The organism is Streptomyces sp. NPDC059875 (assembly GCF_042731085.1).
GTDB lineage: Bacteria > Actinomycetota > Actinomycetes > Streptomycetales > Streptomycetaceae > Streptomyces.
In genome coordinates this window covers 150,987-177,140 of sequence record NZ_JBHWJZ010000004.1, presented here as the reverse complement: position 1 = coordinate 177,140, position 26,154 = coordinate 150,987, and the positions used below count along the sequence as shown (strand labels likewise).

At 72.2% G+C, this 26,154-nt stretch carries 21 protein-coding genes; 3 read left to right on the top strand and 18 right to left on the bottom strand.

Annotated elements, in window-relative coordinates:
- Positions 1-37: 37 nt before the first annotated feature.
- The gene (locus ACFV9D_RS06785) at positions 38-880 is read right to left on the bottom strand and encodes a trans-aconitate 2-methyltransferase (RefSeq protein ID WP_385141977.1); all 843 of its coding nucleotides are present in this window, start codon (positions 878-880) and stop codon (positions 38-40) included.
- 131 nt (positions 881-1,011) lie between these two features.
- Here ACFV9D_RS06785 and ACFV9D_RS06780 point away from each other — a divergent pair, with 131 nt between their 5' ends.
- Positions 1,012-1,509: a MarR family transcriptional regulator gene (locus tag ACFV9D_RS06780; protein ID WP_361853527.1), complete on the top strand. Its 498-nt coding sequence runs from the start codon at positions 1,012-1,014 to the stop codon at positions 1,507-1,509.
- Here ACFV9D_RS06780 and ACFV9D_RS06775 read toward each other — a convergent pair.
- The 11 genes from ACFV9D_RS06775 to ACFV9D_RS06725 form a co-directional block, all read right to left on the bottom strand.
- Positions 1,468-2,241: a LuxR C-terminal-related transcriptional regulator gene (locus ACFV9D_RS06775; protein WP_385141974.1), complete on the bottom strand. Its 774-nt coding sequence runs from the start codon at positions 2,239-2,241 to the stop codon at positions 1,468-1,470. The genes ACFV9D_RS06780 and ACFV9D_RS06775 overlap by 42 nt on opposite strands.
- 314 nt (positions 2,242-2,555) lie before the next feature.
- Entirely contained in the window at positions 2,556-3,695 is a 1,140-nt protein-coding gene (gene galK / locus ACFV9D_RS06770; protein WP_385141971.1) for a galactokinase, read from the bottom strand.
- Complete coding sequence (gene galE, locus ACFV9D_RS06765; protein ID WP_385141969.1) at positions 3,692-4,687, bottom strand: UDP-glucose 4-epimerase GalE; 996 nt, start codon at positions 4,685-4,687, stop codon at positions 3,692-3,694. The genes galK and galE overlap by 4 nt, the downstream gene beginning before the upstream one ends.
- Positions 4,684-5,727, bottom strand: coding sequence for a galactose-1-phosphate uridylyltransferase (galT, locus tag ACFV9D_RS06760; protein WP_385141967.1), 1,044 nt, complete (start codon positions 5,725-5,727; stop codon positions 4,684-4,686). The genes galE and galT overlap by 4 nt, the downstream gene beginning before the upstream one ends.
- Positions 5,728-5,837: 110 nt before the next feature.
- Positions 5,838-6,527, bottom strand: coding sequence for a LuxR C-terminal-related transcriptional regulator (locus ACFV9D_RS06755; RefSeq protein WP_385141964.1), 690 nt, complete (start codon positions 6,525-6,527; stop codon positions 5,838-5,840).
- A 213-nt stretch (positions 6,528-6,740) separates the two neighbouring features.
- On the bottom strand, positions 6,741-8,564 hold the full coding sequence (locus tag ACFV9D_RS06750; RefSeq protein ID WP_385141961.1) for a PQQ-binding-like beta-propeller repeat protein: 1,824 nt from the start codon (positions 8,562-8,564) through the stop codon (positions 6,741-6,743).
- Between the two features lie 45 nt (positions 8,565-8,609).
- Complete coding sequence (locus tag ACFV9D_RS06745; RefSeq protein WP_385141959.1) at positions 8,610-10,187, bottom strand: PQQ-binding-like beta-propeller repeat protein; 1,578 nt, start codon at positions 10,185-10,187, stop codon at positions 8,610-8,612.
- A 16-nt stretch (positions 10,188-10,203) separates the two neighbouring features.
- Entirely contained in the window at positions 10,204-12,039 is a 1,836-nt protein-coding gene (locus ACFV9D_RS06740; protein ID WP_385141956.1) for a PQQ-binding-like beta-propeller repeat protein, read from the bottom strand.
- A gap of 135 nt (positions 12,040-12,174) precedes the next feature.
- Positions 12,175-13,983 carry an ABC-F family ATP-binding cassette domain-containing protein gene (locus ACFV9D_RS06735; protein WP_385141953.1) on the bottom strand — a complete coding sequence of 603 codons (1,809 nt, stop codon included), beginning with the start codon at positions 13,981-13,983 and terminating at the stop codon, positions 12,175-12,177.
- A 90-nt stretch (positions 13,984-14,073) separates the two neighbouring features.
- Positions 14,074-15,921, bottom strand: coding sequence for a protein kinase (locus ACFV9D_RS06730; protein ID WP_385141951.1), 1,848 nt, complete (start codon positions 15,919-15,921; stop codon positions 14,074-14,076).
- A 146-nt stretch (positions 15,922-16,067) separates the two neighbouring features.
- Entirely contained in the window at positions 16,068-17,393 is a 1,326-nt protein-coding gene (locus ACFV9D_RS06725; RefSeq protein WP_385141947.1) for an acyltransferase, read from the bottom strand.
- Between the two features lie 205 nt (positions 17,394-17,598).
- On the opposite strand from ACFV9D_RS06725, the gene ACFV9D_RS06720 reads away from it, so the two are divergent.
- A complete protein-coding gene (locus ACFV9D_RS06720) occupies positions 17,599-18,570 on the top strand; it encodes a hypothetical protein (protein WP_385141944.1) in 972 nt (323 codons plus the stop codon).
- A gap of 18 nt (positions 18,571-18,588) precedes the next feature.
- Here ACFV9D_RS06720 and ACFV9D_RS06715 read toward each other — a convergent pair whose 3' ends face one another.
- The 6 genes from ACFV9D_RS06715 to rsmI all read right to left on the bottom strand — a co-directional run bounded on the left by ACFV9D_RS06715 (position 18,589) and on the right by rsmI (position 24,256).
- Positions 18,589-19,575 (bottom strand): 4-(cytidine 5'-diphospho)-2-C-methyl-D-erythritol kinase, encoded by a 987-nt coding sequence (locus ACFV9D_RS06715; protein ID WP_385141942.1) that lies wholly within the window; start codon positions 19,573-19,575, stop codon positions 18,589-18,591.
- Complete coding sequence (gene rsmA, locus ACFV9D_RS06710; protein ID WP_385141939.1) at positions 19,572-20,444, bottom strand: 16S rRNA (adenine(1518)-N(6)/adenine(1519)-N(6))-dimethyltransferase RsmA; 873 nt, start codon at positions 20,442-20,444, stop codon at positions 19,572-19,574. Before rsmA ends, ACFV9D_RS06715 begins: the two co-directional genes overlap by 4 nt.
- 16 nt (positions 20,445-20,460) lie before the next feature.
- Positions 20,461-21,732 carry a ubiquitin-like domain-containing protein gene (locus ACFV9D_RS06705; protein ID WP_385141936.1) on the bottom strand — a complete coding sequence of 424 codons (1,272 nt, stop codon included), beginning with the start codon at positions 21,730-21,732 and terminating at the stop codon, positions 20,461-20,463.
- A 117-nt stretch (positions 21,733-21,849) separates the two neighbouring features.
- Positions 21,850-22,719, bottom strand: a complete 870-nt coding sequence (locus ACFV9D_RS06700) for a TatD family hydrolase (RefSeq protein WP_385141933.1) — start codon at positions 22,717-22,719, stop codon at positions 21,850-21,852.
- A gap of 57 nt (positions 22,720-22,776) precedes the next feature.
- Positions 22,777-23,229, bottom strand: coding sequence for a hypothetical protein (locus tag ACFV9D_RS06695; protein WP_385141930.1), 453 nt, complete (start codon positions 23,227-23,229; stop codon positions 22,777-22,779).
- 139 nt (positions 23,230-23,368) lie between these two features.
- Entirely contained in the window at positions 23,369-24,256 is an 888-nt protein-coding gene (gene rsmI, locus ACFV9D_RS06690; RefSeq protein WP_385141927.1) for a 16S rRNA (cytidine(1402)-2'-O)-methyltransferase, read from the bottom strand.
- Positions 24,257-24,308: 52 nt separating this feature from the next.
- Between rsmI and ACFV9D_RS06685 the strand changes: the two genes are divergently transcribed.
- Positions 24,309-26,051: a dolichyl-phosphate-mannose--protein mannosyltransferase gene (locus ACFV9D_RS06685; RefSeq protein ID WP_385141924.1), complete on the top strand. Its 1,743-nt coding sequence runs from the start codon at positions 24,309-24,311 to the stop codon at positions 26,049-26,051.
- The last annotated feature ends 103 nt before the right edge of the window (positions 26,052-26,154 follow it).

The window sequence follows — 26,154 nt, the reverse complement described above, 5'->3', positions numbered from 1 at the left end:
GCCCCGCACCGGATCTCCGGCGCGGGGCGCCCGTGTGTCACGACCGCTTCGTCGCGACGGCGAAGATGCGCCGGAAGGGGAAGACCGTGCCGTGCGGCCCCGGCGGGTACGCCTCGCGCAGCAGGTCGCGGTACTGGGTGAGGAAGGCGGTGGTCGCTTCCTGGTCGCCCTCCAGTGCGGTCAGTACGGGGCGCAGGGCCGTGCCCTTGACCCAGTCGAGGACCGGGTCCTCGCCCGGCAGGAGTTGTGAGTAGGTGGTCTCCCAGGTGTCGGTCTCGCAGCCGAGGTCGGCAAGGCGGTTCAGATAGTCGGCCGCGTCGAGGACATGGACGAATCGGCGCCCTTCGCCGTCGAGGCGGTCGCGCCATTGCGGGGCGTCGCAGAGTTCGCCGAGCAGGGCGTGGCTGGGCGAGGTGAAGTTGCCGGGGACCTGGAAGGCGAGCGTTCCGCCCGGCTTGAGGCCGTCGATCCAGGCGGCGAAGGACTCGGGGTGGTTGGGGACCCATTGGAGGGCGGCGTTGGAGACGATCAGGTCGTAGGGCTCTTCGGGGGTCCAGTGGGCGGCGTCGGCGCGCCGGAAGTCGAGCCAGCCGCCGCTGGCCGTCGTGCCGGCCCAGTCCTTCTCCGCCCGTTCCAGCATGTCGGGCGAGAGGTCGAAGCCGGAGATGTGGGCGTCGGGCCAGCGGTCGGCGAGCAGGACGGTCACATTGCCGGGGCCGCAACCGAGGTCGGCGATCCGGGCGGGACGGTCAACGGTGGGGAGGTGCGGTATTCGGGCGAGGAGATCGAGGAACGGGCGGGTTCGGTGGCCGGAGTGCCGGAGGTACTGCTGCGGGTCCCACGTCGGTGCGGCAGATGCAGGAGATGGTGCGGAATGCATGTTCGAGCCCCCTTGCTGGAACGAGTTGCCGAAGCGGAACAGGGTTCCGGCCCGGTCCTTCCCCATAGTCCAGCGGAATATATCTTGACGTCAAGAGACTTTATGTCAACAGACCCTCTACACTGATCGACATGGAGGACGAGGTCGACCGGCTGGTCGCTGCATGGCGCCGCGAGCGCCCGGACCTCGACGTGGAACCGCTCGAGGTGCTGAGCCGCGTCTCACGGCTCGCCCGCCACCTCGACCGCGCCCGTCGGCTCGCTTTCTCCGAGCACCAGCTGGAGCCCTGGGAGTTCGACGTCCTGACGTCGCTGCGCCGCGCCGGCGCCCCGTACCAGCTCTCCCCCGGCCAGCTCCTCACCCAGACGCTGGTCACCTCAGGCACCATGACCAACCGCATCGACAGGCTCACCAAGAAGGGCCTGGTCGAGCGGCTGCCCGACCCCAGCGACCGGCGCGGGGTCCTGGTCCGCCTCACCCCCGAGGGCCGCGACAGGGCCGACCAGGCGCTCGCCGGGCTGCTCGCCCAGGAGCGGGCCATCCTGGCCCAGCTCTCCCGCGCCCAGCGCGGTGAACTGGCCGGGCTGCTACGCCAGCTGACCGCCCCGTTCGACAACATCCCCGGATAGCTGGGCGGGTCCGACACCGGCCCTGCGCGCCAGGGCCACCGCGGCGAGCGTGGAGTGCACGCCCAGCTTCCCGAGCACGTTCTGCATGTGCGTACGGACGGTGTGCGGGGAGAGGAAGAGCCGCTCGGCGACGGCCTTGCGCCCCAGGCCCGCGACCATGCAGCGCAGCACCTCACGCTCGCGCGGGGTCAGCGACTCCACCAGCTGCTCGCTCTCGGTGCGGTGCTTGCGGGCCGCCGTCAGCTCCCGCAGAACGCCGGTCAGGAGCGCGGGCGGCAGATGCGTCTCGTCGCGCAGGACACCGCGGATGACGGCGAGCAGCCGCTGCAGCGAGCAGTCCTTGGCCACCCATCCCGAGGCCCCGGCCTGCAGCGCGAGCGCGGCCCGGTGCGCGTCGTCCTTCTCCGCGAGCACGACCGTACGGACGGCGGGCTGGGCCGAACGGACCCCGGCGACCAGCGAGATGCCGTCGACGACGCCCTCCCCGTGGTCCGGTACGACCCGGGCCACGGCGACCGCCGCCGTCGGCCCGACGACCGCGCCCAGGTCGGCGTCGACCAGCATCACGTCGTACCGGCGCCCCTCGGCGACCCCGCGGTCCAGGCAGCGCAGCGCGGCGGGGCCGCTGCCCGCGGCGGAGACGTCGACGTCGGGCTCCGCCGCGAGGGCGGCAGCCAACGACTCGGCGAAGATGCGGTGATCGTCCACCACCAGAACCCGGATACGACCCACGGACACCCCCAAGTGTCGAGGAACGGAACAGCGCGGGTACGGCGCCGGGGACGAGGGTCCGTCGATCGCACGGCCGCCGCCGTGCAGTGACTGTTACCCCGTCCCGGGCGCCGTACCCGACTGGTCTCGCCCCCTGATCAGCGCCGGCCCCCACCGGCGCTGTGCATCAGAGTACGGGCGGGGCGCCGCCACCGAGGGCGATTCGCGGAACTGGCCGAACGCCCGGGTACGCCTGTGCCGCATGTGTCGGATCGCGACAGAAGTCGACAATTCAGGGGCTTTTTCGGGGTGTTTCGGAGCTGTCTTCGGAGCCTTCAGAGCCGTCGCGCACCCTCCGACGGCACCGCGGGGAAGATCCTCGGGGCGGTGAACCCGGCCTCGGCGAAGGCCTTCTCGACCGCGGCGGCCACGGAGTCCGCCGCCCGGTCCTCGACCAGCACGATCGCCGAGCCGCCGAAACCGCCGCCGGTCATCCGCGCACCGAGCGCGCCCGCCGCGTTCGCCGCCTCGACCGCGAGGTCCAACTCGGGGCAGGAGACGCGCAGATCGTCCCGGAGCGACCCGTGCCCCTCGTTGAGGACCGGGCCGACCGCCCGAGCGTCCCCGGCGTCGAGGAGGGCGATGGTCCGCTCGACCCGGTGGTTGTCCGAAACGACGTGCCGGACGTAGCGGCGAACCGATTCGTCGCTCAAACGCGCGAGGGCATCGGATAGGTGCACGTACGGGACTTCGCGCAGCGCGCGCACACCGAGCGCCCGCGCACCGGCTTCACACCCGGCGCGCCGCTCCGCGTACGCGCCGTCCCCGAGCGCGTGCTTCACCCGGGTGTCCACCACCAGGAGCCGTAGCCCCCGCGCGGCGAGGTCGAAGGGCACCTGGCGGTACGAGAGGTCGCGGGTGTCCAGGAAGAGCGCGTGGCCCTCGACCGCGCACGCGGACGCCATCTGGTCCATCACCCCGCAGGGGACGCCGACGAAGGCGTTCTCCGCGCGCTGGGCGAGAACGGCGAGTCCGGGCCGGCTCAGACCGAGCCCGAACAGGTCGTTCAGGGCCAGTGCGGTGACGACCTCCAGGGCGGCGGAGGACGAGAGCCCGGCGCCGGTCGGGACGGTCGAGGCGAGGTGGATGTCCGCCCCGGTGACCGGGTGGCCCGCCTCGCGCAGCGCCCAGACGACACCGGCCGGGTACGAGGCCCAGCCGGTACCGGAGAGCGGTTCGAGCGAGGAGACGTCGAGCTGGACGACCCCGCCCTCGACATCGGCGGAGTGGAGGCGCAGCACCCCGTCCGTACGCCGGGACACGGCGGCCACCGCCGTGTGCGGCAGGGCCAGTGGCATCACGAAGCCGTCGTTGAAGTCGGTGTACTCACCGATCAGGTTGACGCGCCCCGGGGCGGCCCAGACGCCTTCCGGCGCCGCCCCGTACAGTCCCTCGAACTCCTCGGCCACGCTCATCCGCGTCCCTGCTCCCTCTCCCTCGCGAACGCCCACGCGTCGCGCACGATGTCCGCCAGGTCCGGGCGGGACGGAATCCAGCCGAGCCGCTCGCGCGCGGTCTCCGCCGAGGCGACGAGCACCGCCGGGTCGCCGGGCCGGCGCGCGGCCGTCACCTCGGGGACCTGGTGCCCGGTGACCTTGCGGACGGCCTCGACGACCTCGCGCACGGAGAAGCCGTTGCCGTTGCCGAGGTTGCAGATCAGATGCTCGCCGGGCGTCATGGCGCCGAGCGCGAGCAGATGGGCTTCGGCGAGGTCGGCGACATGGATGTAGTCGCGTACGCAGGTGCCGTCGGGCGTCGGGTAGTCGTCGCCGTAGACGCTGATCGCCTCGCGCCGGCCCAGGGCGACCTGGAGGACGAGCGGGATCAGGTGCGACTCGGGGTCGTGGCGCTCGCCGCAACCGCCGTACGCGCCCGCCACGTTGAAGTAGCGCAGCGAGACCGCGGCGAGGCCGTGGGCGGCGCACTCGCCGCCGATCATGTGGTCCACGGCCAGCTTGGAGGCGCCGTAGGGGCTCGTCGGCGCGGTCGCCGCGGACTCGGTGATCGGGACGGACTCCGGCTCGCCGTAGGTGGCAGCCGTGGAGGAGAAGACCAGCTTGCGAACGCCGGCCGCGCGCATGGCGGCGAGCAGGGCCATCGTGCCGCCGACGTTGTTCTCCCAGTACTTCTCGGGCTTGGCGACCGACTCGCCGACCTGGGAGAAGGCGGCGAAGTGCAGGACGCCGTCGTACGAACCGTCCAGCCACCGCGCGGCGTCCTGGATGCGGCCCTCGACGAACTCGGCGCCGGCCGGGACGCCTTCGGCGAAGCCGGTGGAGAGGTCGTCGAGGACGGTGACCCGGTGGCCCGCCTCGATCAGATGCCGCGCGACCGTGCTCCCCACGTAGCCCGCGCCGCCCGTCACCAGGTATTTGGATGTCGCAGCTTTGGCTGTCGCAGCCTTCACTTGCTCGCCACCTCTCGGAGTCGCGCGGCCGCCGCCTCCGGCGGCACGTCGTTCATGAACGCGCCCATGCCGGACTCGGTGCCCGCGAGGTACTTCAGTCTGCCGGGCGCCCGCCGGACGGTGAAAAGCTCCAGGTGCAGCCCGAACTCCTCCCGGTCCCCGCCGGTGAACGGCGCCTGGTGCCAGGCGGCGATGTACGGCGTGGGCGGCTCGTCCGGGCCGAAGATCCGGTCGAAGCGCCTCAAGAGTTCCAGATAGATCTGTGGGAAGTCTGTGCGCGCCGCGTCGTCGAGGGCCCTGAGGTCGGGCACGCGGCGGGTCGGGTGCAGGTGGACCTCGTACGGCCAGTGCGCGGCGTAGGGCACGAAGGCGATCCAGTGGTCACTCTCCAGGACGATGCGGACGCCGTCGGCCCGCTCGCGGGCGACGAGGTCGTCGAAGAGGTTGCGTCCGGTACGGGCCCGGTGCTCGGCGGCGTTGCGCCGCATGAGGGCGGTACGGGGGGTGGTGAACGGGAACGCGTAGATCTGGCCGTGGGGGTGGCCGAGGGTGACGCCGATCTCGGGGCCCCGGTTCTCGAAGCAGTACACCTGCTCGACGCCGGGCCGCTCGGCGAGCTCGGCGGTCCGGTCGGTCCAGGCCTCGAGCACGAGCGCGGCGCGCTCGGGGGTGAGGTCGGCGAAGGACGCGTCGTGGTCGGAGGTGAAGCAGACGACCTCGCACCGCCCGGACTCCCCGGCGAGCGAGGGGAAACGGTTCTCGAAGACCGCGACGTCGTAGTCGGGGGCCGGGATCTCGCTCAGCCGCCCGTCGCGGGAGGGACAGAGCGGGCACTCGTCGGCGGGCGGGTGATAGGTCCGCCCCTGCCGGTGGGACGCGATGGCGACGGAGTCCCCGAGGAGCGCGTCGTACCGGATCTCGGAGGTGGAAGAGACGGGGTCGAGCGGCCGGGCGTCGACGGCGTCGCGGACGGCGTCGTCCCGCGCGTCGTAGTAGATGAGCTCGCGCCCGTCGGCGAGGGTGGTGACGGTCTTCTTCACGGGGTGTCCTCAACGGGGAACCAAACAGAACCACGCACAAGGAACCACAATCAAACATCGACAGTCAACAGAGAGCACCACCCCTGTTGTGGGCTTCTGTTCCGCAGGGGCTAGAGGCCCTCGCTCCGGGCCCCCGGCACATGGGCGCGATCCAACAGACCGGTGCGGGCCGCCAAGGCCGCCGCCTCCAGCCGCGACCCCACCCCCAGCTTCATCAGCACCCGCTGCACATGCGTCCGCGCCGTGCTCGGTGCGATCCCCATCCCCGCGGCGATCAGCCGCGTGTCCTCCCCCTCCGCGACCCGGACGAGGACCTCGACCTCTCGCGGCGTCAGCATCCCGAGGAGCCGCTGCCCCTCGTCGTCCGGCTGCGCCGCCGGGTTGAGCAGCTCGGCGAAGGCCCCCTGGAGCAGTTGCGGCGCCACCGCCGCCTCCCCCGCCCGCGCCTTGATCAGCGCGCGCTCGACGCCCTCGATGCGCTCGTCGTGCCGTACGTATCCCGAGGCGCCGGCCGCGAAGGCCGCCGCGATCCCGCGCGGCGAGGGCACCGGGCCGAGCACGACCACGGCCACCTGCGGCCGCTCACGCTTGATCCGTACGATCGGGTCGAAGGCGCCCGGCTCGGCCGGTGCGGCCGTGCCGAGCAGACACACCTCCGGTGCGCGGCTCACCACCAGCTCCGCGGCGCCCGCCGCCGGGGCGGCCGCCGCGAGCACCCGGTGCCCACGCAGTTTCAGTGCCGAGGCGAGCGCCTCGGCGAGCAGGCGGTGGTCGTCGACCACCATGAGCCGCACGCCCATCGAGCAACCCCTTATCCCCCCTGGTGCCGTCCCCCGGCCCCAGCACTCCGATGACCCGGCAAACTACACGCTCCTGTGGGCATACGTTCCCGAACTCCGACGGAATGCCACCCACGGGCTGAAATCACCTTGACCCGCCACCCGTTGGGAAGCGAACGGCCCGGCGCGTCGACTTCACTCGACGCGCCGGGCCGTCCCGGTCCCAGGCGGGGTTCAGTTCGTGCTGAACGCCAGTGCCAGGTACTCCTTGTCGTTCGTCGAGGACGACTCACGCGGCTTGCTGATGTTCAGCGCGGAGATGAACATATGGCCGTTCGCGAAGAGGATCTCGGAGTAGTCCTCGCTGAAGGAGTCCTCCGCGTCGCGCACCGACTTGTCGGACGGGTTCTCCAGGAGCACCGTCGACTTCATCGTGCCGCCGTCGATGGAGACGATCTGGCCGCCCTTGTCGTACGGCGGAACCTTGTACGCGATGAGGTTTCCGCCGTCCATCCGCAGCGGGACGAGCGTGTACCGGTCCCCGGCGTCCGCCTTCTCGGGGGTCGTCTTCCCGTTCGTCAGGTCGAACGCGACGATCTCGTTGGTCTCGTCGCCGTACTCTCCGGTGGAGCCTTCGTGCTCCTCGGTCGGCAGGTAGAGCCGGTTGTTGCCGACGAGCACCTTGGTGCACTCCTCGACCGTGGTCGAGCGGCAGCGGCCGGCGAAGCGGTCCGCGTTCGCGGCGATCTTGACCTTCAGCTTGCCGGTCTTCTCGTCGATCGAGAAGAAGTCCGAGATGCCGCTGCCGTCACCGGCGGTGTCGCCGACGTCGGCGGCGACGACGAGCGGCTTGGTGGAGACGATCGACGCGTACTCCACGCCCGCGGGCATCTTGTACTGCGAGATCGGCTGGCCCGTCGTCGGGTTGAGGTTCTGGATGACGACGTACTGGGCGTCGTACGACCCGCACTTGCGCGCCGCGACGAGGCCCTCGCCGCCGCCGTACCCCATGTCGAAGCAGTTCTCCGCGTTGGCCTGCGGCTTCCAGCGCGGGTTGCCGTTGGCCAGGTCGAAGGCGGCGCCGCCGTCCGTGCCGCCGGCCGCGACGGTCGTGCCGCTCAGCGTGACCTCGCTGAACCGCACCTTCTGGTCGCCGGCCGACCCGCCGGTGACCGAGGTGGACCACACCAGCTTGCCGGTGTTCAGGTCGACCAGGCCGACCTCGGTGCACACCTGGTAGAACTTCGGCGCGACGCGCTTGGTCGCCTCGAAGAGGATCGGCACCTTGCGGTCCGCCGTGACGTGGCGCGAGGTGCCGCAGACCTGACCCGGCAGGGGCAGCGTCCACAGCGGGGTGCCCTTGGCGAGGTCGTAGCCGACGATCGAGTTGACGCCCGTCTTGACGAACGCCTTGTCGGTGATCCAGGAGCCGGAGACGTCCGTGAGGTCCTCGACCTTCGGCTCGGGCAGCTGGAACGACAGCTTGGCCTGGGTGTTGGCCGGGACCTTCTCCTTGCCGTTGCCGCCGAGCCCGTTGCCCTTGTTCTGGCCCTCCTGGCCCTGGGTCGAACCGGTGCCGCCGTTGGCGGTCTCGTTCTCCTCACCGCCGCCGGAGTTGGCGTACCAGATGCCACCGCCGATGATCAGGGCGACGGCGACCACGGCGGCGACGATGATCTGCATCTGCGTGGACAGCTTCTTGCCGCCGCCGGCCGGTGCGGGCTGCTGCGGGTACTGCGGCTGGGTCGGGTAGCCGTACTGCGGCTGTCCCCCGGGGCCCTGCGGCCCGGGAGGTGCCCCCATCGGCTGCGTGGGCGGCTGCTGCGGATATCCGTACTGCGGCTGCGTGGGCGGCTGCTGCGGATATCCGTACTGCTGCTGCTGCGTCGGCGGCTGTTGCGGGTATCCGTACCCGGGCTGCTCCGGCGGCGGCGTGGGCGCGCCGAACCCGCCCGGCGGGGGGTCCTGGGGCGCGCCGAAGCCCCCCTGGGGCGGGCCGGGCGGCTGGTTCGGCGGCGGGCCCGGGGGCTGGTTGGGCGGGGGCGGCGGCTGCGTCATGGCGTGCGTACCTCTGAAGTGTCGGAAGGCGGGCGGGAATCGGTGTCACTTGCCGAAGGCCATCAGCGTCTCCCTCTTCATCTCATCAGCGTCGTCCGAGCCGGTGACCGTGCTCTGCACCAGGATGTACCGGCCGTCGACGTACACCGCCGGGCAGTCGAAGAAGCGTGATTCGGCCCGTCCGGCCGCGCTCGGGATCCGGAGCAGCTCGACGGGCTTGCTCGTGCCCGGCGCGACGGTGGCCAGCGTGCCGGGCCCGTCGAGGAGCGCGGCCATCCGGACGACCAGCGAACGGCCCTCCATCCGCAGCGGCCACGCCATGTGGTCCACGGGCCCCTGGATGCGGCGCACCTCCTTGCCCGTGGTCAGGTCGAAGGCGACGACGGCGTTGCTCTTGCCCTTGCCGGCCCCGGCGGTGGCCATGTACAGGGTGGTGTCGTCCGCGACGACCTTGCAGCGCTGCAGATTGCCCTGGTGGACGACGTCCTCGGTGCACCCCTCGGCGTAGTCGTCAGTGCCCTGGAGCGAGGAACGCTTGGTCCCGTCCTCGTTGAGGACGACCACGCCGTGCTTGTCCTCGGCACGGTTGTGGGCCGAGACGACGAGCGGCCGCACGGAGAGGACGTGGTCCACCCGGTAGCCGACCGGGAGGCGGTACTTCCAACGGGACGTGCCGGTCGCCGGATCCACCCCGTGGATCTCCTCCTGCGGCTTGTCGGCGTCGGAGGTCGGGCAGGACACCGCGGCGACGAGAGCGGGACCGCCGGCGTAGGCGTACGGCTGGCAGGCGCTCCCCTCCCACCTGCCGAAGATCTGCTTGCCGTCGCTGAGCCGGTAGCCGGTCGAGAACCCGTGCCGGCCCGCGGTGACGGTGCCGCCGCTGATCGCGATCGAGTACTCGTGGCTCATGTCCCACTTGCTCTGCTCGACGATCTTCTGCTGCCAGCCGGCCTTGCCGGTGGCCAGATCGACCATCTGGAGCCGACGGCACTCGTCGGTCTCCGCGTGGAGGCGGTCCTTCAGGGCGAGGGCGATCTTCCCGTCGGAGGAGGCGATCTGGGACGCCCGGCAGATCTCGGTGTCGAGCTTCAGCCGCCACTTCACCGTGCCGTCGGTCACCGAATGCGCCGTGACCGTGCGGTACATGGCGGTGACGACCGTGTCCCCGACCACCCACGGGCCGAACACGTCGCCGCCCAGACCGGGCACGTCGATGTCGTTCTTACGGACCCAGAGCACGGAGGCGTCGCCGGGGGCGCGTCCCGTGTTGTAGCGGGCCGCGGCGGCGGCGTCCGGCGCGGGGGGACCCGAGGGCTGCGCGGACGACGTCACCGGCGCGGGACTCCCGCTCGGGGACGCCTTGTCGTCCGTGCGCTCCCCGGGGCCGCCGAGGGCGTACCAGGTCCCACCGCCGACGACGAGCAGCGCCGCCACGACGGCCGCGATCACGGCGGTCGTGCGGCGCTTCCCGCGAACGGGCGGCTGCACCTGAGTCGGCGCAGGGGGCGTGTCGGGGCCGGGGCCCCCGCCTCCGTACGGATTGAGCCGTCCGTACGGCCCGTACGTCGGCGGGGGCGGGCCCGGCTGCTGCGGTGCCGGGCCCGGCTGCTGTGGTGTCGTCATCGGAGTCCGACAGCCGTCACTTGCTGAAGGCCATCATCGTCTTGACTTCCTTCTCTTCCTTGTCGTTCGAGGCGCTCACCCGTCCGCTGGACACGACGAACGTGCCGTTGCCGTAGGCGTACCCCGCGTCGTAGAAGGTGTTCTCGACCTGGGCCGTCGACGCCGGGTGCTGGAGCAGGATCTTCGGCGTGCCACCGGTCGGGGCGAGGGTGGCGACCGCGCCGCCGGTGTCGTACGAGGCGTCCACGTACAGCAGGACGTCCGCACCCTCCATGCGCAGCGGGGTCATCGTCCGCTCGGCGGGGGCGGAGGCGCGCCACTTGGCCTTGCCGGTGTTCAGATCGAAGGCGACGACCGCGTTGGCGGTGCCGTAGGCGGCCTCGGTGGCCATGTAGAACGTGCCGGCGTCGGCGGCGACGCCGGTGCAGCCCTGGAGGTTGCGGCCGAAGACGACGAAGGAACCGCCGCAGTTGGGCGCGTACTTGTCCTTGCCGCCCTCGATCTGCGAGCGGAGCTTGCCGTCCGGCGTGACGGCGAAGACGGTCCACTTCTTCTCGTCGCGCTGCTGGGCGGAGACGACCAGCGGGTTCACCGAGTAGACCTTGTCGACTTCCCAGTTGGGCTGGAGCTTGAAGGTCCACCGCGCCTTGCCGGTGTTCGGGTCGACCTCGCTGATCTGCTCCTGCTTCTTCTTGTAGTCGCTGGTGGGGCAGCTGGCGGCGGCGATCAGCTTCGCCCCGCCCGCGTAGGCGTAGGGCTTGCAGCCGCTGGTCGGCCCGGTGAAGATGTCGCGCCCGTCGGCGAGGGAGTAGCCGTGCGAGTTGCCGGTGCCGGCCGCGGTCACCGTGTTGCCGCTGATGGCGATCGTGGTGTCGGACAGCGAGCTGAAACCGGTGCCCTTGGGGACGGACTTCTTCCAGCCGACCTTGCCGGTCTTGAGGTCGACCTTCTGCAGCTCGGTGCACTTGGCGCGGTCGCCCGCACTGTCGTTGACGCCGATGACGAGGCTGCCGTCGGCGGCGGGCTCGGGGGCGGTCGTGCACAGCTCGAAGGGCAGGTCCAGGTGCCACTTCGCGGAGCCGTCGCTGAGGCTGTAGCCGTCGAGGCTCTTGTACATGCCCTTGACGACGACGTCGCCGACGACCCACGGGCCGAAGACGTCGGCGCCGTTGCGGGGCAGGTCGACGTTGTTCTTGAGCAGCCAGTTGATCTTCGCCTCGCCGGGCTTGCGGCCGGCGTTGAGGTCGTCCTCGCCGTTGCGGCCCTCGCCGTCGCCGCTGCCGTCGCCCTGGTCCACGGACTCGGACGGCTTCGGAGTGCCGCTGCTCGCGGTCGGATTGGCGACCGGCTCCTTCTCGCCGTCACCGCTGAGGGCGAACCAGGTGCCGCCACCGATCACCAGGAGCGCGGCCACGGCCGCGCCGATGATGACACCCGGCTTGCCCTTGAAGGGGTTGCCGCCCCCGGAGGGGGTCGGGGCGGCGGGGTACTGGGGCTGGCCGGGGTAGCCGCCGTACGGGCCGGGCTGCTGGCCATAGGGGCCGGGCTGCTGCCCGTACGGTCCGGGCTGCGGCTGCTGGCCGTACGGCCCCGGCTGCTGGGGCTGCTGTCCCCCTGGGCCCTGCGGCCCGGGAGGTGCCCCCAGCGGGTAGCCGTACCCGGGCTGCGGCGCCTGCTGGGGATAGCCGTAACCGGGCTGCGCCGGCTGGTCGTACGGGCCGGGCGCGGCGGGCGGCGGTGTCTGCGGGGCCGGTGGGGCCTGTGGCGGGACCGGCGGCATCGGCGGCGTGCCACCCTGGTTCGGGTCCGGTGCGCCGAAGCCCGGCGGCTGGTTGCTGGGCGGCTGGGTCATCAGCGCGTTCCCCCTTGATGTGAGCGGGTTTTCTTTCTACCACTCGGGGGATGGCGCAAAAGCGACCGGTCCACCCCTTGTTCCCAAGGGAGGACCGGCCCGTGATACCGCCGTTACGCGTTCTGCACGGCTTCTCTACGCGTCCTCGGCCAGTTCCAGCCAGCGCATCTCCAACTCCTCGCGCTCCCCGGCCAGTTCCCGCAGCTCCGCGTCCAGCTTCGCGACCTTCTCGAAGTCCGTGGCGTTTTCGGCGATTTGTGCGTGCAGCTTGGCCTCCTTCTCGGAGACCTTGTCCAACTGCCGCTCGACCTTCTGCAACTCCTTCTTCGCGGCGCGCGCGGCGGCGGCGGAGACACCCGGCTTCTGCTGCGCGGCCTGCGTCGCGGCCGGAGCCGGGACCGACGCCTCGATCATCTTCTGCCGCCGCTCCAGGTACTCGTCGATGCCGCGCGGCAGCATCCGCAGCGCCGCGTCGCCGAGCAGCGCGAACGTCCGGTCCGTGGTGCGCTCGATGAAGAAGCGGTCGTGGGAGATGACGACCATCGAGCCCGGCCAGCCGTCGAGGAGGTCCTCCAGCTGGGTCAGGGTCTCGATGTCCAGGTCGTTGGTGGGCTCGTCGAGGAAGAGGACGTTCGGCTCGTCCATCAGGAGCCGCAGCAGCTGGAGCCGGCGCCGCTCGCCGCCGGAGAGGTCGCCGACCGGCGTCCACTGCTTCTCCTTGGAGAAGCCGAACTGCTCGCAGAGCTGACCGGCGGTCATCTCCCGGCCCTTGCCGAGGTCGACCCGGTCGCGGATCTGCTGGACGGCCTCCAGGACCCGCAGCGTCGCGGGCAGCTCGGTGACGTCCTGGGAGAGGTAGGCGAGCCGTACGGTCTTGCCGACGACGATCTTCCCGTCGGCGGGCTGGATGTCGCCCTGAGTCACGGCCGCGTCGGCCAGCGCCCGCAGCAGGGAGGTCTTGCCGGCACCGTTGACACCGACCAGGCCGATGCGGTCGCCGGGGCCGAGCTGCCAGGTGAGGTGCTTGAGCAGCGTCTTGGGGCCTGCCGTGACGGTGACGTTCTCCAGGTCGAAGACCGTCTTACCGAGGCGGGCGTTGGCGAACTTCATCAGCTCGGAGGTGTCGCGCGGCGGCGGCACGTCGGCGATCAGCTCGTTGGCGGCCTCGATGCGGTAGCGGGGCTTGGAGGTACGGGCGGGGGCGCCGCGCCGCAGCCAGGCGAGCTCCTTGCGCATCAGGTTCTGCCGCTTGGTCTCCTCCGTGGCCGCGATGCGCTCGCGCTCGGCGCGGGCGAAGACGTAGTCGGAGTAGCCGCCCTCGTACTCGTGCACATCACCGCGCTGCACGTCCCACATGCGGGTGCAGACCTGGTCGAGGAACCAGCGGTCGTGGGTGACGCAGACGAGCGCGGAGCGGCGCTCCTGGAGGTGCTTGGCGAGCCAGGAGATGCCCTCGACGTCGAGGTGGTTGGTGGGCTCGTCGAGGACGATCAGGTCCTGGTCCTCGATGAGGAGCTTGGCGAGCGCGATCCGGCGCCGCTCGCCACCGGAGAGCGGCCCGATGACGGTGTCGAGGCCCTTCTCGAAGCCGGGCATGTCGAGCCCGCCGAAGAGCCCGGTGAGCACGTCGCGGATCTTGGCGCTGCCGGCCCACTCGTGGTCGGCCATGACGCCGATGACCTCATGCCGGATGGTGGCCTTCGGGTCGAGCGAGTCGTGCTGCGTGAGCACGCCGAGCCGTAGCCCGCCACTGTGCGTGACGCGCCCGGTGTCGGCCTCCTCCAGCTTCGCGAGCATCCGGATGAGGGTGGTCTTGCCGTCGCCGTTGCGGCCCACGACGCCGATCCGGTCGCCCTCGGAGACGCCGAGCGAGACGCCGTCGAGCAGGGCACGGGTGCCGTACACCTTGCTGACAGCCTCGACATTGACCAGATTGACGGCCACTTTGACTCCTGTACCGGGGGATGGATCGAGGTCCAAGGGTAGACGGCCGGGCCGGTGCGGCGACGCCCGGCAAGATCCAGGAGACAGGCTCTAGCAGCGGTTGAGTGTGCCGCTGCCCCCGGTGGTCTTGTCGCCGTACACCCAGCCCTCGCTCTCCGTGCCCTCGATCCGGGCGTACATCCACTTGTTGCCATGGGCATTGGTGACGTAGCAGTGGTAGTAGATCTTCGCGCCGGACTTGACCGTGGTCACCCAGCCGCACTCCGCGTACGGCCCGGTGTAGAGGTGGGAGTTCTGGGACATGTATCCGTGGCCGTCGCTGCGGTTGGAGTGGGCCCAGCCGGTGCACGCCGTCGACACCGGGGTGGGCTCGTTCCCCGTGGAACTGGGCGTGGGCTTCGCGGAGGCGGACGGTTTCGCGTCCGGCGCGTCACTCCCGGTCCCGGGCGTCGTCGTGGGCCCTGCCCCTCCGTCCTTGCCGGAACCGTCCTTCTCCTTCGAGGGCGTCGCGGAGGGGGTCTCGCCGGGGCCCATGGACGTCAGGTCCCCCGGGGAGGTCGCGCCGTCGGACGCGCCGCCCGTACCTGACATGTCACCGTCGGACGGGCCGCTCGCCGCGGGCGGCGCCGCCTGCGAGCCGCCGCCGCCCGTATCGCCCCCCGCGTTCATCAGGGCGAAGGCGACGCCGCCGCCGGCGAGGACGGTGGCGACCGCCGCCGCGACGACGGTACGGGTGCGGCGCCGCCGCGCGCGGATCGTGGCGGTACGGGTCTCTGAGCGGCTGCCACGACCGGCGGGTATGCCGGACTGCATGCCCGGCTGGGGGACACCGCCGTGCGGGTCGGTCGGCATGTAGGCGGCGCCCGCGGGCTGCGGCGCGGGCTGCGGGACGGGCTGCTGGAACGGCACGGCGGCAGGACCGAAGGCGCCGGACGGGGCGACCGGACCTGAGGCCGGGGCCTGCATGGGGCCAGGTGCGGACGCTTGTACGTGCCCCGGGGCCGGGGCCTGTACGGGACCAGGGGCGGGGGCCTGTACGGGACCAGGGGCCCAGCCCTGTCCGGGGCCCGGCACGGGGTCCACCGTCCGGCCCGCGGCGACCGCCTCCAGCATCTCGCGCGCCCGCCCGGCGTCGGGCCGGTGCTGCGGCTCCTTGGCCATCAGCGCCTGCAGGACCGGAGCGAGCGGTCCGGAGCGCCGGGGCTCCGGGAGCGGTTCGCCGACGATCGCCGCCAGCGTGGACCACACCGAGGTACGGCGGAAGGGCGAGGCGCCCTCCACCGCCGCGTACAGCGTCATGCCGAGCGACCAGATGTCCGACGCGGCGCCCGGTTCCTGGCCCTGCGCGCGCTCCGGCGGCAGGTAGTCGAGGGAGCCGACGATCTGGCCGCTCTGGGTCAGCTTGGCCATGGCCTCGTCGCCGGCGGTCTCCATGGTGGCGATGCCGAAGTCGGTGAGGACGACCCGCCCGCCGCGCTCGAGCAGTACGTTGCCCGGCTTGACGTCCCGGTGCATGACCCCGGCCCGGTGCGCCGCCGCGAGCGCGTCCATCACCTTGGCACCGATCGCGGCCGCCTCGCGCGGGTCCAGCGGACCCCGCTCCGTCAGCACGTCGTCGAGGGAGGGCCCGTCGACCAGCTCCATGACGATGACCGGCAGCCCCTGCTCCTCGACCACGTCGTGCACGGTCACCACACCGCTGTGCCGGATACGGGCGGCGGCCTGCGCCTCCCGCTCCATCCGGACCCGCAGATCGGCCAGTTCGGCGGCGGAGGCGTCGGTGTAGGCCCGCAGCACCTTGACGGCGACCTCGCGGTTCAGCACCTGGTCCACCGCACGGGCGACCACGCCCATGCCACCGCGCCCGATCGTCGCGGTCACGCGGTACCGCCCGCCCAGAACCTGGCCGACCATCTCCGCGCCGCTCTCCCCCGTCACCCGTCCCGCTCCCATCCGTCGCACCGCACCGATTCACGATCGTGAAAGGCACCAGCGTAGGGGTAGCCGAACGTGCGAGGTCGCACGGACCGGTTCTTGCAGCGCAGGCACCAACGGCCGTGCCAGTCCCAATATCTGACTCGGGATCAGGTAGAGCGCTTCCCGGGATTGCCTACGCGACCCGCCCGCTCGACGAGCAGCCAGCCGACGAGGGCCATGGTGACGGCGGCCGGGGCGGTGACGCGGACGGCGATCAGAGTCGCCGCGTGGCCGTCCAGAAGGCCGGCGAAGCCCGTCATCGACAGACCGAGGACACCGAAGAGCGCCAGGGTGATGCCCACGGCGGCCGGCAGGCCGCCCGAGCCGGTGGCGGGGGCCGCGGGGGCGGGGCGCTCGAAGCGGCGGAAGGCGGCGACGAGCAGGGCCGTGAGGACGGCCGCGGCGGCGAACCGGAGGGGCACCTGGGCCCACCAGGCGGATGTCGCGGGCGCGGGCAGCGTCACGTCGAGCGCGAGCAGCGCGCCGTACACGCCGAGCATCGCGGTCAGGTGCCACAGGAACGCGGTCATCGCGATGCCGTTCGCGGCGACGACCTTGTGCCAGACGCCGGCCCGGGCGGCGAACCGGGCTCCCGGGCCCCGCAGCAGCTCCACCGCGCCGACCAGCCAGAGGCCGTGGCAGAGGAGCGCCAGGGTCGGCGGGGCCATGTTGGAGACCTTCTCGCCGGGCATCCCGACCATGGAGAGCGGGTACGGCCCGAGGGCGACGAGGAGCCCCGCGCCGAGTAGACCGCCGGCGGCGAGGGCGCCGGGAAGCCGGATCATGCCGTCGGCCCGCAGGAAGCCGAGCTGGTGGATCGCCAGCCATACGAAGGCGAAGTTCAGGAACTCCACGAAGGGCACGTCGAACGCGAACCGCAGGACGTCCACGGCGACCGCCCCGCCGACGAGCGCGCCGAACGCGCTCCATCCCCACCGCTCGTGCAGCGTGAGCAGGGGCGGGGTGAACGCCACCATCGCGAGGTAGATGCCGATGAACCACAGCGGCTGGGTGACGAGCCGCAGCGCGACCCCGGTCAGCCCGCCGTCCGCGCCGAGGAGCTGGATCACCAGCGCGGCGGCGCCCCACACCCCCACGAACACCATCGTCGGCCGCAGCAGCCGCTGGAGCCGGGCGCGCAGGAAGGCTGCGTACTGGGGGCGGGAGCGGTGGGCGAGGGCGTGCGAGAAGCCGCCGACGAAGAAGAACACCGGCATGACCTGGAACGCCCAGGTCACCACCTGGAGCTCCGGCACGACGGCGAGCAGGTTCCCCACCGACCCGTCGGACGTCACCGCGGCCATCAGCCAGTGACCGAGGACCACGACCCCGAGCGAGGCGACCCGCAACAGGTCGACGTACCGGTCCCGGGTCGCGGGCGTGGCGGCGGCGAGCTCCCGCGCGCTGATTCCGCTGATTCCGCTGTTTCCCATGCGGGTACGGTCCCGCCCGGCGGCGGGCCCGCGGCACCGCTCGGATACTCAACTCGGGTCTGAGTACGGGCCGACTGGGCCCAAGTCGTCGACCACGCGGGCGATCTCCCGGCCACGGCACCGCCTCCTCCACCTGACTGTTCGTCATGTTCATGGAGTGCCGCACCGGCACCGCACGACCCGACCTCCGCCCCAGGAGAGGCCCATGCCCCGACTCCCACGCCTGGCGGCCGCCGCCACGGCCGCCCTCGCCCTCGCTCTGCTCGCCTCCGCGCCCACCTCGGCCGGACAGCCGACCGTCACCGATCCGCGCGTCGTCGCCCGCTTCGACTTCGCCGCCGGACAGGCTCCCGAGAACATCGCCCTCTCACCCGACGGCTCCGCGAACGTGACGTTCGCCTTCGCCCGGCAGGTGGCCCGCGTCGACACGAAGGGCGCCACCCGGATCCTCGCGACCCTGCCCGCCGTCGCGAACCCGAACACCCCCGTCATCGGAGTGGCCGCGACCATGGGCATCACCCGCGCCCACGACGGCACCCTGTACGTCACGTACGCCACCGGGACGAGCGAGAACGGCGTCTGGCGCATCGGCCCCGACGGCGCCGCGCCCGTGCAGATCGCCGAGCTGCCGGCCGACGGGTTCCCGAACGCCCTCGCCCTCGACGAGAAGTGCGGCACCCTGTACGTCGCCGACTCGGTGCGCGGCACCGTGTGGAGCGTCCCGCAGGAGGGCGGTACGCCCACGGCCTGGTCCACCGGGACCGCGCTCCAGCCCATCGCCCCACCCGACGGCGTCGGCGTCGGCGCCAACGGCCTCAAGTTCCACAACGACGCCGTATGGGTGTCCAACACCGACCGCCAGACCCTGCTGCGCATCCCCGTACGCGCCGACAAGAGCGCCGGCCCGATCGAGACCCGGGCGACCGGGCTCACGTGGATCGACGACTTCGGCTTCACCGGGAAGGGCGACACGGTCCTCGCCGCGCTGATCATGAGCGACGAGGTCGCCCTCGTACGCCCCGACGGGACGCACAAGATCGTGCTCACCGGGCAGGACGGGCTGTCCAACCCGACATCCGTGGCCGTGCACGACAAGACCGTCTACGTCACCAGCGCGTCCTTCTTCAAGGAGGTGCCGAACCCGAACCTGCTCCTGGCCACGCTGAACAAGGGCTAGGAGGCGGCCCCTGGCGGGCTACAGGACCGCCGCACCCGGCGCCGGGGACGTCGCCACGCGGGCCGTGCGGCAGGTGCCGGAGGCGATCAGGGCCTCGGCGACCGTGCGGGCCGCGTCCTCGTCCTTCACCAGGAACGCCGTCGTCGGGCCCGAGCCCGAGACGAGCGCCGCCAGGGCCCCCGCCGCCGTGCCCGCGTTCAGGGTGGCGGTCAGGGAGGGGCGCAGGGAGACGGCGGCCGGCTGGAGGTCGTTGGCCAGCGCGCCCGCCAGGGCGGTCACGTCGCCGGTGCGCAGGGCGTCCAGGAGCGCCGGGGAGGCGACCGGTTCGGGGACGGTGACGCCCTCGGCGAGCCGGTCGAACTCGCCGTACACCGCCGGGGTCGAGAGCCCGCCGTCGGCGACGGCGAACACCCAGTGGAAGCCGCCGCCGACCGGGAGCTCCGTCAGCCGCTCGCCGCGTCCGATGCCGAGCGCCGCCCCGCCGACCAGGCTGAACGGCACGTCGCTGCCGAGCTCGGCGCAGATCTCCAGCAGGTCCGCGCGCGAGGAGTTCAGGCCCCACAGCGCGTCGCACGCGAGCAGCGCGCCCGCGCCGTCCGCGCTGCCGCCCGCCATGCCGCCGGAGACGGGGATGTCCTTGGCGATGTGCAGGTGCACGTCCGGGGAGATGCCGTGCCGGGCGGCGAGCAGCTCCGCCGCGCGCGCGGCGAGGTTCGTCCGGTCCAGCGGGACCTTGTCGGCGTCCGGCCCCTCGCAGGTGATCGTCAGCTCGTCCGCGGGCGTCGCGGTGACCTCGTCGTACAGGGACACGGCGAGGAAGACGTTCGCCAGGTCGTGGAAGCCGTCGGGGCGTGCCCCGCCGACCGCCAGCTGGACGTTGACCTTGGCGGGCACCCGTACGGTGACGCTCCGGCCGCCGGCCGAACCGGCTCCCGCACCCGCGTCGACATCCGTACCCGTGCCGGGCTCCGTGCCCGCCCCGCGCCCCAGCCCCGTACCGCTCATGCCTTCGCCTCCGCGATCCGCGCGAACTGCTCCACCGTCAGCGACTCGCCCCGCGCCTGTGGCGAGATCCCGGCCTTCACCAGCGCCTCCTCCGCCGCCGCGGGCGAGCCCGCCCAGCCCGCGAGCGCGGCCCGCAGGGTCTTGCGGCGCTGCGCGAAGGCCGCGTCGACGACCGCGAAGACCTCCGCCTTGGAGGCGGTGGTCGCCACCGGCTCCGTACGGCGGACGAGCGAGACGAGGCCCGAGTCTACGTTCGGCGCCGGCCAGAAGACGTTGCGGCCGATCGAGCCGGCCCGCTTCACCTCGGCGTACCAGTTGGCCTTCACCGACGGCACGCCGTACACCTTGTTCCCGGGCTGCGCGGCGAGCCGGTCGGCGACCTCCGCCTGGACCATGACCAGGGTCCGCTCGATCGTCGGGAAACGGTCCAACATGTGCAGCAGGACGGGCACGGCCACGTTGTACGGGAGGTTCGCGACGAGCGCCGTGGGCGGCGGGCCCGGCAGCTCCTCGACGTGCATCGCGTCGGAGTGGACCAGCGCGAAGTGGTCCTTCTTCCGCGGCAGGCGGGCCGCGATCGTCGACGGCAGCGCGCCGGCGAGCACGTCGTCGATCTCGACGGCGATCACCCGGTCCGCGGCCTCCAGGAGCGCCAGGGTCAGCGAGCCGAGCCCAGGGCCCACCTCCACGACCACGTCGTCGGGGCGCACCTCGGCCGTGCGGACGATCCGCCGGACCGTGTTGGCGTCGATGACGAAGTTCTGGCCGCGCTGCTTGGTGGGGCGTACGCCGAGCGCGGCCGCCAGTTCACGGATGTCGGCGGGGCCGAGGAGGGCGTCGGGGCCTTCGGGGCCGGTGGTGGTGCTCACCGGTACAGCCTACGGCTCACCGGTACAGCCTTCGGCCGCAATGGGGCCACGGACTCGCTCCCCGCTGCACGTACAGCTTCTTCGCCCGGTAGGTCTGCTCCGAGGCGGGCGCGTTCTGGGCGACTCCGCTGCCGCCGAGCGAACGCCAGGTGCCGGGGTCGAACTGGTAGAGCCCGCCGTACGTCCCCGACGGGTCGACCGCGCCCGGCCGGCCGCCGGACTCGCAGGCCGCGAGCGCGCCCCAGTCGAGACCGTCCGCGCCGGCCACCGACGAGGGCAGCGGCCGGGTGCCGACCTTCACCTTCCGGGTGACGGGCTCCCGCACGATCTCCTCGCCGATCTTCTTCGGCTTCTGCCGGACGCCGTTGACGGTCCGCAGGGCGTACGTGACCCGGCGCACGCCCTGCACCCCCTGCCGTTCGACGACCTCCATGCCCGCGAAGAGCTCGGGGTCGCGGGTCTTCTCGACGGCGTACGGGATCGGCTCCTCCCGGACCTCCCTGGTGCCGGTGATCCGCATGACGGTGATCGTCTGGCCGTCGCGCGGGAAGGAGCTCGGCGGTACGGAGGTGGTGTCCTGGCCGGAGAGGGTGATCCCGGCCTCCTCGACCGCCTCGCGGACGGTGCCGGCGTTGGTGCGCAGGGTCCGTGCGCGGCCGTCGGCGAGGAGGGTGACGGTCCGTTCGGTGCGGACGTCGAGGGCGAGGCCCCGGCGGGAGATGGGGGCGGAGCGGGAGACCGAGAGGTACGCGCCCTCGGCCCGGACCCCGAGTTGGCGCAGGGCGCCGTCGACGGTGCGGGCCGTGGTCCACACCTGGCGGCGCTGCCCGTCGAGGGTGAGGGCGACGGGCCGGCCGTAGCGGACGACGACCTCGTCGCCGCTGGCCAGGTCCGCGCCGGGGGCGGGGGCCACGATGTCGTGGGAGCCGACGGCGAGGCCCTCGTCGGCGAGGAGCTCGTCGACGTCGTCGGCGAAGGTGTGCAGGGTGCGCGGCACGCCGTCGACGGAGAGCCGGATCGCCTTGTCGTTGGCGACGAAGGCGCTGGTGCCGCCGGCGAGGAAGGCGACGACGAGGGCCTGCGGGACGATGCGCCGCAGCCCCTCGACCGCGCCGGGGGCGGTCTTCCGGCGGCGGGCGGCCCGCCGAGCCTCGGCACGGGTGCCCTGGCCGGCGGCCTGACCCGGTACGAGTACGGCCGCCTGCGTCGGCTGGTCGTGGACGGGCACGGGCACGGGCCCCGTCGCTGCCCGCCGTCCGGCTCGGTGACTGCCCTGGGAAGTGCTCACGAGGCCGGGACCCTAGCCGCCGCGGCCGTCACGCTACAAAGCGACCCGACTACTGCACGTAACCGTTATGGATCGGTGATCTCTCGGCGGATCGGTGATCTCCGTCGCTCGTCGATCTCAGTAGTCGAAGGCGCGGGCGGTGTTCACCGCGATCGCCTCGCACAGCTCCTGCTCCGCGATCCCGCGCACGGCCGCCATCGCGCGGACGGTGATCGGGATGAGGTACGGCGCGTTGGGCCGTCCGCGGTACGGCGCCGGGGTGAGGAACGGGGCGTCCGTCTCGACCAGGACGAGCTCCAGCGGGGCGACGGCCAGGGCGTCGCGCAGCGGCTGCGCGTTCTTGAAGGTCATGTTGCCGGCGAAGGACATGAAGTAGCCGTTCGCGGCGCAGATCTCGGCCATCTCGGCGTCGCCGGAGTAGCAGTGGAAGACGGTCCGCTCCGGAGCGCCCTCCTCCGCCAGGACGCGGAGCACGTCGGCGTGGGCCTCCCGGTCGTGGATCACGAGCGCCTTGCCGTGACGCTTGGCGATCTCGATGTGGGCGCGGAAGGAGCGCTCCTGGGCGGCCATGCCCTCGGGGCCGGTGCGGAAGTAGTCCAGGCCCGTCTCGCCGACGGCCCGTACGTACGGCAGGGCGGCCAGCCGGTCGATCTCGGCGAGCGCCTCGTCGAGGGCCGTGTCCCCGCCCGCCTCGCGGGCACCCTGACGGGACCAGCCGTCCGGGTCGCCGAGGACGATCCGGGGCGCCTCGTTGGGGTGGAGGGCGACGGCGGCGTGCACGTTCTCGTGCGCGGCGGCGGTCTCGGCGGCCCACTGGGAGCCCTTGAGGTCGCAGCCCACCTGGACGACGGTGGTGACGCCGACGGCGGCGGCCTTGGTGAGGGCCTCCTCGACGGTGCCGGACTGCATGTCGAGGTGGGTGTGCGAGTCCGCCACGGGCACCAGGAGGGGCTCGGGCAGCGGCGGCGGGGCGTCCTTGGAACTCATGGCCCCGATCGTACGAGGGGCCATGAGTTCACTCGCGGTGGCCTGCGGGGTCGGTGGTCAGGAAGCCGGCGGCTTGCGGTGGAACAGGCGCCGACGGCGGGGCTCCTCGATGTGCACCGGTCCGGGGGCGTCCCGCTCCGGGCCCTCCTCGCGTTCCAGGTCCTGCCCGATCGGCCCCGCCAGGCCGATCGGCCCGGCCGGGATGACCGGCCTGCGCGGCGTCCCCGGGACGTTTCGGTGATGGGCCTGTTCCCACGAGTCCAGGACCGAGGAAACCTGACCCGCGCGCATGATGCGGACGACGTGTCCGCCGCAGTTCATGCAGGTCGGACTGGACAGCGGCGAGGGGACTCGCTCACCACCGGCCTTGTAGACGATGAATTCCTGGCCGGCGGCGTCGACGTGGTGCTCGATGTCGTACGCCTGCTCCCAGCCGTACCCACACCTCATGCAGGCGAAGGCGTACGCCTCGTGGGCGACGGGTATGCCGGTGCCGGTGATCTCACTCATGCCAGCTCCTCTCCACTGATCCAGTGGACGCCTTTTCGGGCCGGAGCGCATCAGCGCCGGACGAACAATGGAAAGCCCTTGGGCCATCCCTTGCTCTCAGGCCCTCAGGAGGCCCGCCGCGCGGGTTTCGCTTTGCTTTTCACGATAGCTCTTTACCCTTCCCCGGGCCCGACGCAGCCGCGTTCTTTGCCGCGACGACGGCATCGAACACCTCGCGCTTGGGAAGGCCCGCCTCGGCCGCGACCGCCGCGATGGCCTCCTTGCGCCGCTCCCCCGCCTCCTCGCGCACCCGCACCCTGCGCACCAGCTCCTCGGCGTCCAGCTCGGCGGGCGGCGCCTCCGGGGCGCCCTCGACGACGACGGTGATCTCGCCCCGTACGCCCTCCTTCGCCCACTCCGCCAGTTCGCCGAGGCCGCCGCGCTTGACCTCCTCGTACGTCTTGGTCAGCTCACGGCAGACGGCGGCCCGGCGCTCGGCGCCGAAGACCTCGGCCATGGCGGCGAGGGTGTCGTCGAGCCGGTGCGGGGCCTCGAAGTAGACGAGGGTCCTGCGCTCCTTCTCGACCTCGCGGAGCCGGCCGAGCCGCTCGCCGGCCTTGCGGGGCAGGAAGCCCTCGAAGCAGAAGCGGTCCACGGGCAGCCCGGACAGGGCGAGCGCGGTCAGCACGGCCGAGGGGCCGGGGACGGCGGTGACCTTGATGTCCTGTTCGACGGCGGCGGCGACGAGCCGGTAGCCGGGGTCGGAGACGGACGGCATGCCCGCGTCCGTGACGAGCAGCACCCGCGCGCCGCCGACGAGCGCCTCGACCAGCTCGGGCGTACGGGCGGACTCGTTGCCCTCGAAGTACGAGACGACCCGGCCCGTGGTGTGCACACCGAGGGCCCGGGTCAGGCCGCGCAGCCGCCGGGTGTCCTCCGCCGCGACGATGTCGGCGGTCTCCAGCTCGGCCGCGAGCCGCGGCGGGGCGTCCGCGATCTCCCCGATGGGGGTCCCTGCAAGTACCAGCGTTCCTGTCACATGGGTCATCCTCGCAGCCCGGACAGGCGACTCGCACAGGCGCGTTCCCTACGATGGCGCCGTGACCAGTACCGCACCCGAGGCCCTGCAGGGTCAGCGCGCCGTGGAAGAGCCTCCGTCGTGGCAGCAGCGTCTGCGGCGCTTCGGCTACGCATCCCCCGCATCCAGGGCCGCCGGACCGGGGCTGCGGGAGCGTCTCGTACCGCCCTACACGCGGCCGTCGGAGCGGCTCTGGTCGCTGCTCGGGGTCTCGCCCGGGGCGGCGAACCGGGTGTGGCGGCTCGCCGCCTGGGGCGGTCCGCTGCTGGTGGCGCTGGTGGCGGGGCTGCTGCGGTTCTGGAACCTGGGCAAGCCGCACGCGGTGATATTCGACGAGACGTACTACGCGAAGGACTCCTGGGCGCTCATCAACCAGGGCTACGAAGGGGCGTGGCCGAAGGACGTCGACAAGTCGATCCTGCTGAACCCGGACGCGGTCCCGATCCCCACCGAGCCGGGCTACGTCGTCCACCCGCCGATGGGCAAGTGGGTCATCGGTCTGGGCGAGAAGATCTTCGACTTCACCCCGTTCGGCTGGCGGTTCATGGTGGCGCTGCTCGGCACCCTGTCGGTGCTGATGCTCTGCCGGATCGGGCGGCGGCTGTTCCGCTCCACGTTCCTGGGGTGCCTGGCGGGTCTGCTGCTCGCGGTGGACGGCCTGCACTTCGTGATGAGCCGCACGGCGCTGCTGGACCAGGTGCTGATGTTCTTCGTGCTCGCCGCGTTCGGCTGCCTGGTCGTCGACCGGGACTGGGCGAGGCGGAAGCTGGCCGCGGCGCTCCCGGAGGACGAGGAGGGGCTGCTGCGGCCGGACGCCTGGACCGCGGAGACGCTGCGGCTCGGCTGGCGGCCCTGGCGGCTCGCGGCCGGCGTGTCGCTGGGTCTCGCGGCGGCGACCAAGTGGAACGGCCTGTACGTGATGGCCGCGTTCGGTCTGATGGCGGTGCTGTGGGACGTGGGCGGCCGGCGCACGGCGGGCGCGATCCGGCCGTACGCGTCGGTGGCGCGGCGCGACCTGCTGCCCGCCTTCGTCTCGGTGGTGCCGGTCGCGATCGTGACGTACCTGGTCAGCTGGACCGGCTGGATCGTCACCGACAAGGGGTACTTCCGTAACTGGGCGGCCGAACAGGACAAGATCGACGGCGGCGGGACGTGGGCGTTCCTGCCGGACTGGCTGCGCAGCCTGTGGCACTACGAGACGGAGGTCTACAAGTTCCACGTGGGCCTGAACTCGCCGCACACGTACGAGTCGAACCCGTGGAGCTGGATCGTCCTGGGCCGCCCCGTCTCGTACTTCTACGAGTCCCCGGCACCGGGCACGGCGGGCTGCCCGTCGAACGCGACGGAGAAGTGCGCTCAGGAGGTCCTTGCCCTGGGCACACCGCTGCTGTGGTGGGCGGCCTGCTTCGCGATCCTGTACATCCTCTGGCGCTGGTTCTTCCGCCGGGACTGGCGGGCGGGCGCGATCGCTTGCGGCATCGCGGCGGGCTGGCTGCCGTGGTTCCTCTACCAGGAACGCACCATCTTCCTTTTCTACGCGGTGGTGTTCGTGCCGTTCCTGTGCCTGGCGGTGACGATGATGCTCGGCGCGATCATCGGCCCCGCGGGCTCCTCGGAGAGACGCCGGACGTTCGGGGCGGTGGGGGCGGGAGTTCTCGTTCTTCTCATCGTCTGGAACTTCATCTACTTCTGGCCGATCTACACGGGCACGGCGATCCCGATGGACCAGTGGCGGAACAGGATGTGGCTCGACACCTGGGTCTAGCCGGGTGAGAGCACGAGGAGGGGGCGGCCGGGGGCCGCGCCCACCAGGGTCAGGTGGAAAAGGGGGCAGGGCGGGATCCCGCGCAGGCGGCCGGGGGGTTGTG

What these genes read in the sequence shown, in the direction of transcription:
- ACFV9D_RS06725 (WP_385141947.1), bottom strand. Translation starts at nt 17,393, where the DNA reads ATGGGAAACAGCGGAATCAGCGGAATCAGCGCGCGGGAGCTCGCCGCC.
- ACFV9D_RS06700 (WP_385141933.1), bottom strand. Translation starts at nt 22,719, where the DNA reads ATGAGTTCCAAGGACGCCCCGCCGCCGCTGCCCGAGCCCCTCCTGGTG.
- ACFV9D_RS06755 (WP_385141964.1), bottom strand. Translation starts at nt 6,527, where the DNA reads ATGGGCGTGCGGCTCATGGTGGTCGACGACCACCGCCTGCTCGCCGAG.
- ACFV9D_RS06745 (WP_385141959.1), bottom strand. Translation starts at nt 10,187, where the DNA reads ATGACGACACCACAGCAGCCGGGCCCGGCACCGCAGCAGCCGGGCCCG.
- ACFV9D_RS06695 (WP_385141930.1), bottom strand. Translation starts at nt 23,229, where the DNA reads ATGAGTGAGATCACCGGCACCGGCATACCCGTCGCCCACGAGGCGTAC.
- rsmI (WP_385141927.1), bottom strand. Translation starts at nt 24,256, where the DNA reads ATGACCCATGTGACAGGAACGCTGGTACTTGCAGGGACCCCCATCGGG.
- ACFV9D_RS06715 (WP_385141942.1), bottom strand. Translation starts at nt 19,575, where the DNA reads ATGAGCGGTACGGGGCTGGGGCGCGGGGCGGGCACGGAGCCCGGCACG.
- ACFV9D_RS06750 (WP_385141961.1), bottom strand. Translation starts at nt 8,564, where the DNA reads ATGACGCAGCCGCCGCCCCCGCCCAACCAGCCCCCGGGCCCGCCGCCG.
- ACFV9D_RS06740 (WP_385141956.1), bottom strand. Translation starts at nt 12,039, where the DNA reads ATGACCCAGCCGCCCAGCAACCAGCCGCCGGGCTTCGGCGCACCGGAC.
- ACFV9D_RS06785 (WP_385141977.1), bottom strand. Translation starts at nt 880, where the DNA reads ATGCATTCCGCACCATCTCCTGCATCTGCCGCACCGACGTGGGACCCG.
- ACFV9D_RS06780 (WP_361853527.1), top strand. Translation starts at nt 1,012, where the DNA reads ATGGAGGACGAGGTCGACCGGCTGGTCGCTGCATGGCGCCGCGAGCGC.
- ACFV9D_RS06720 (WP_385141944.1), top strand. Translation starts at nt 17,599, where the DNA reads ATGCCCCGACTCCCACGCCTGGCGGCCGCCGCCACGGCCGCCCTCGCC.
- galK (WP_385141971.1), bottom strand. Translation starts at nt 3,695, where the DNA reads ATGAGCGTGGCCGAGGAGTTCGAGGGACTGTACGGGGCGGCGCCGGAA.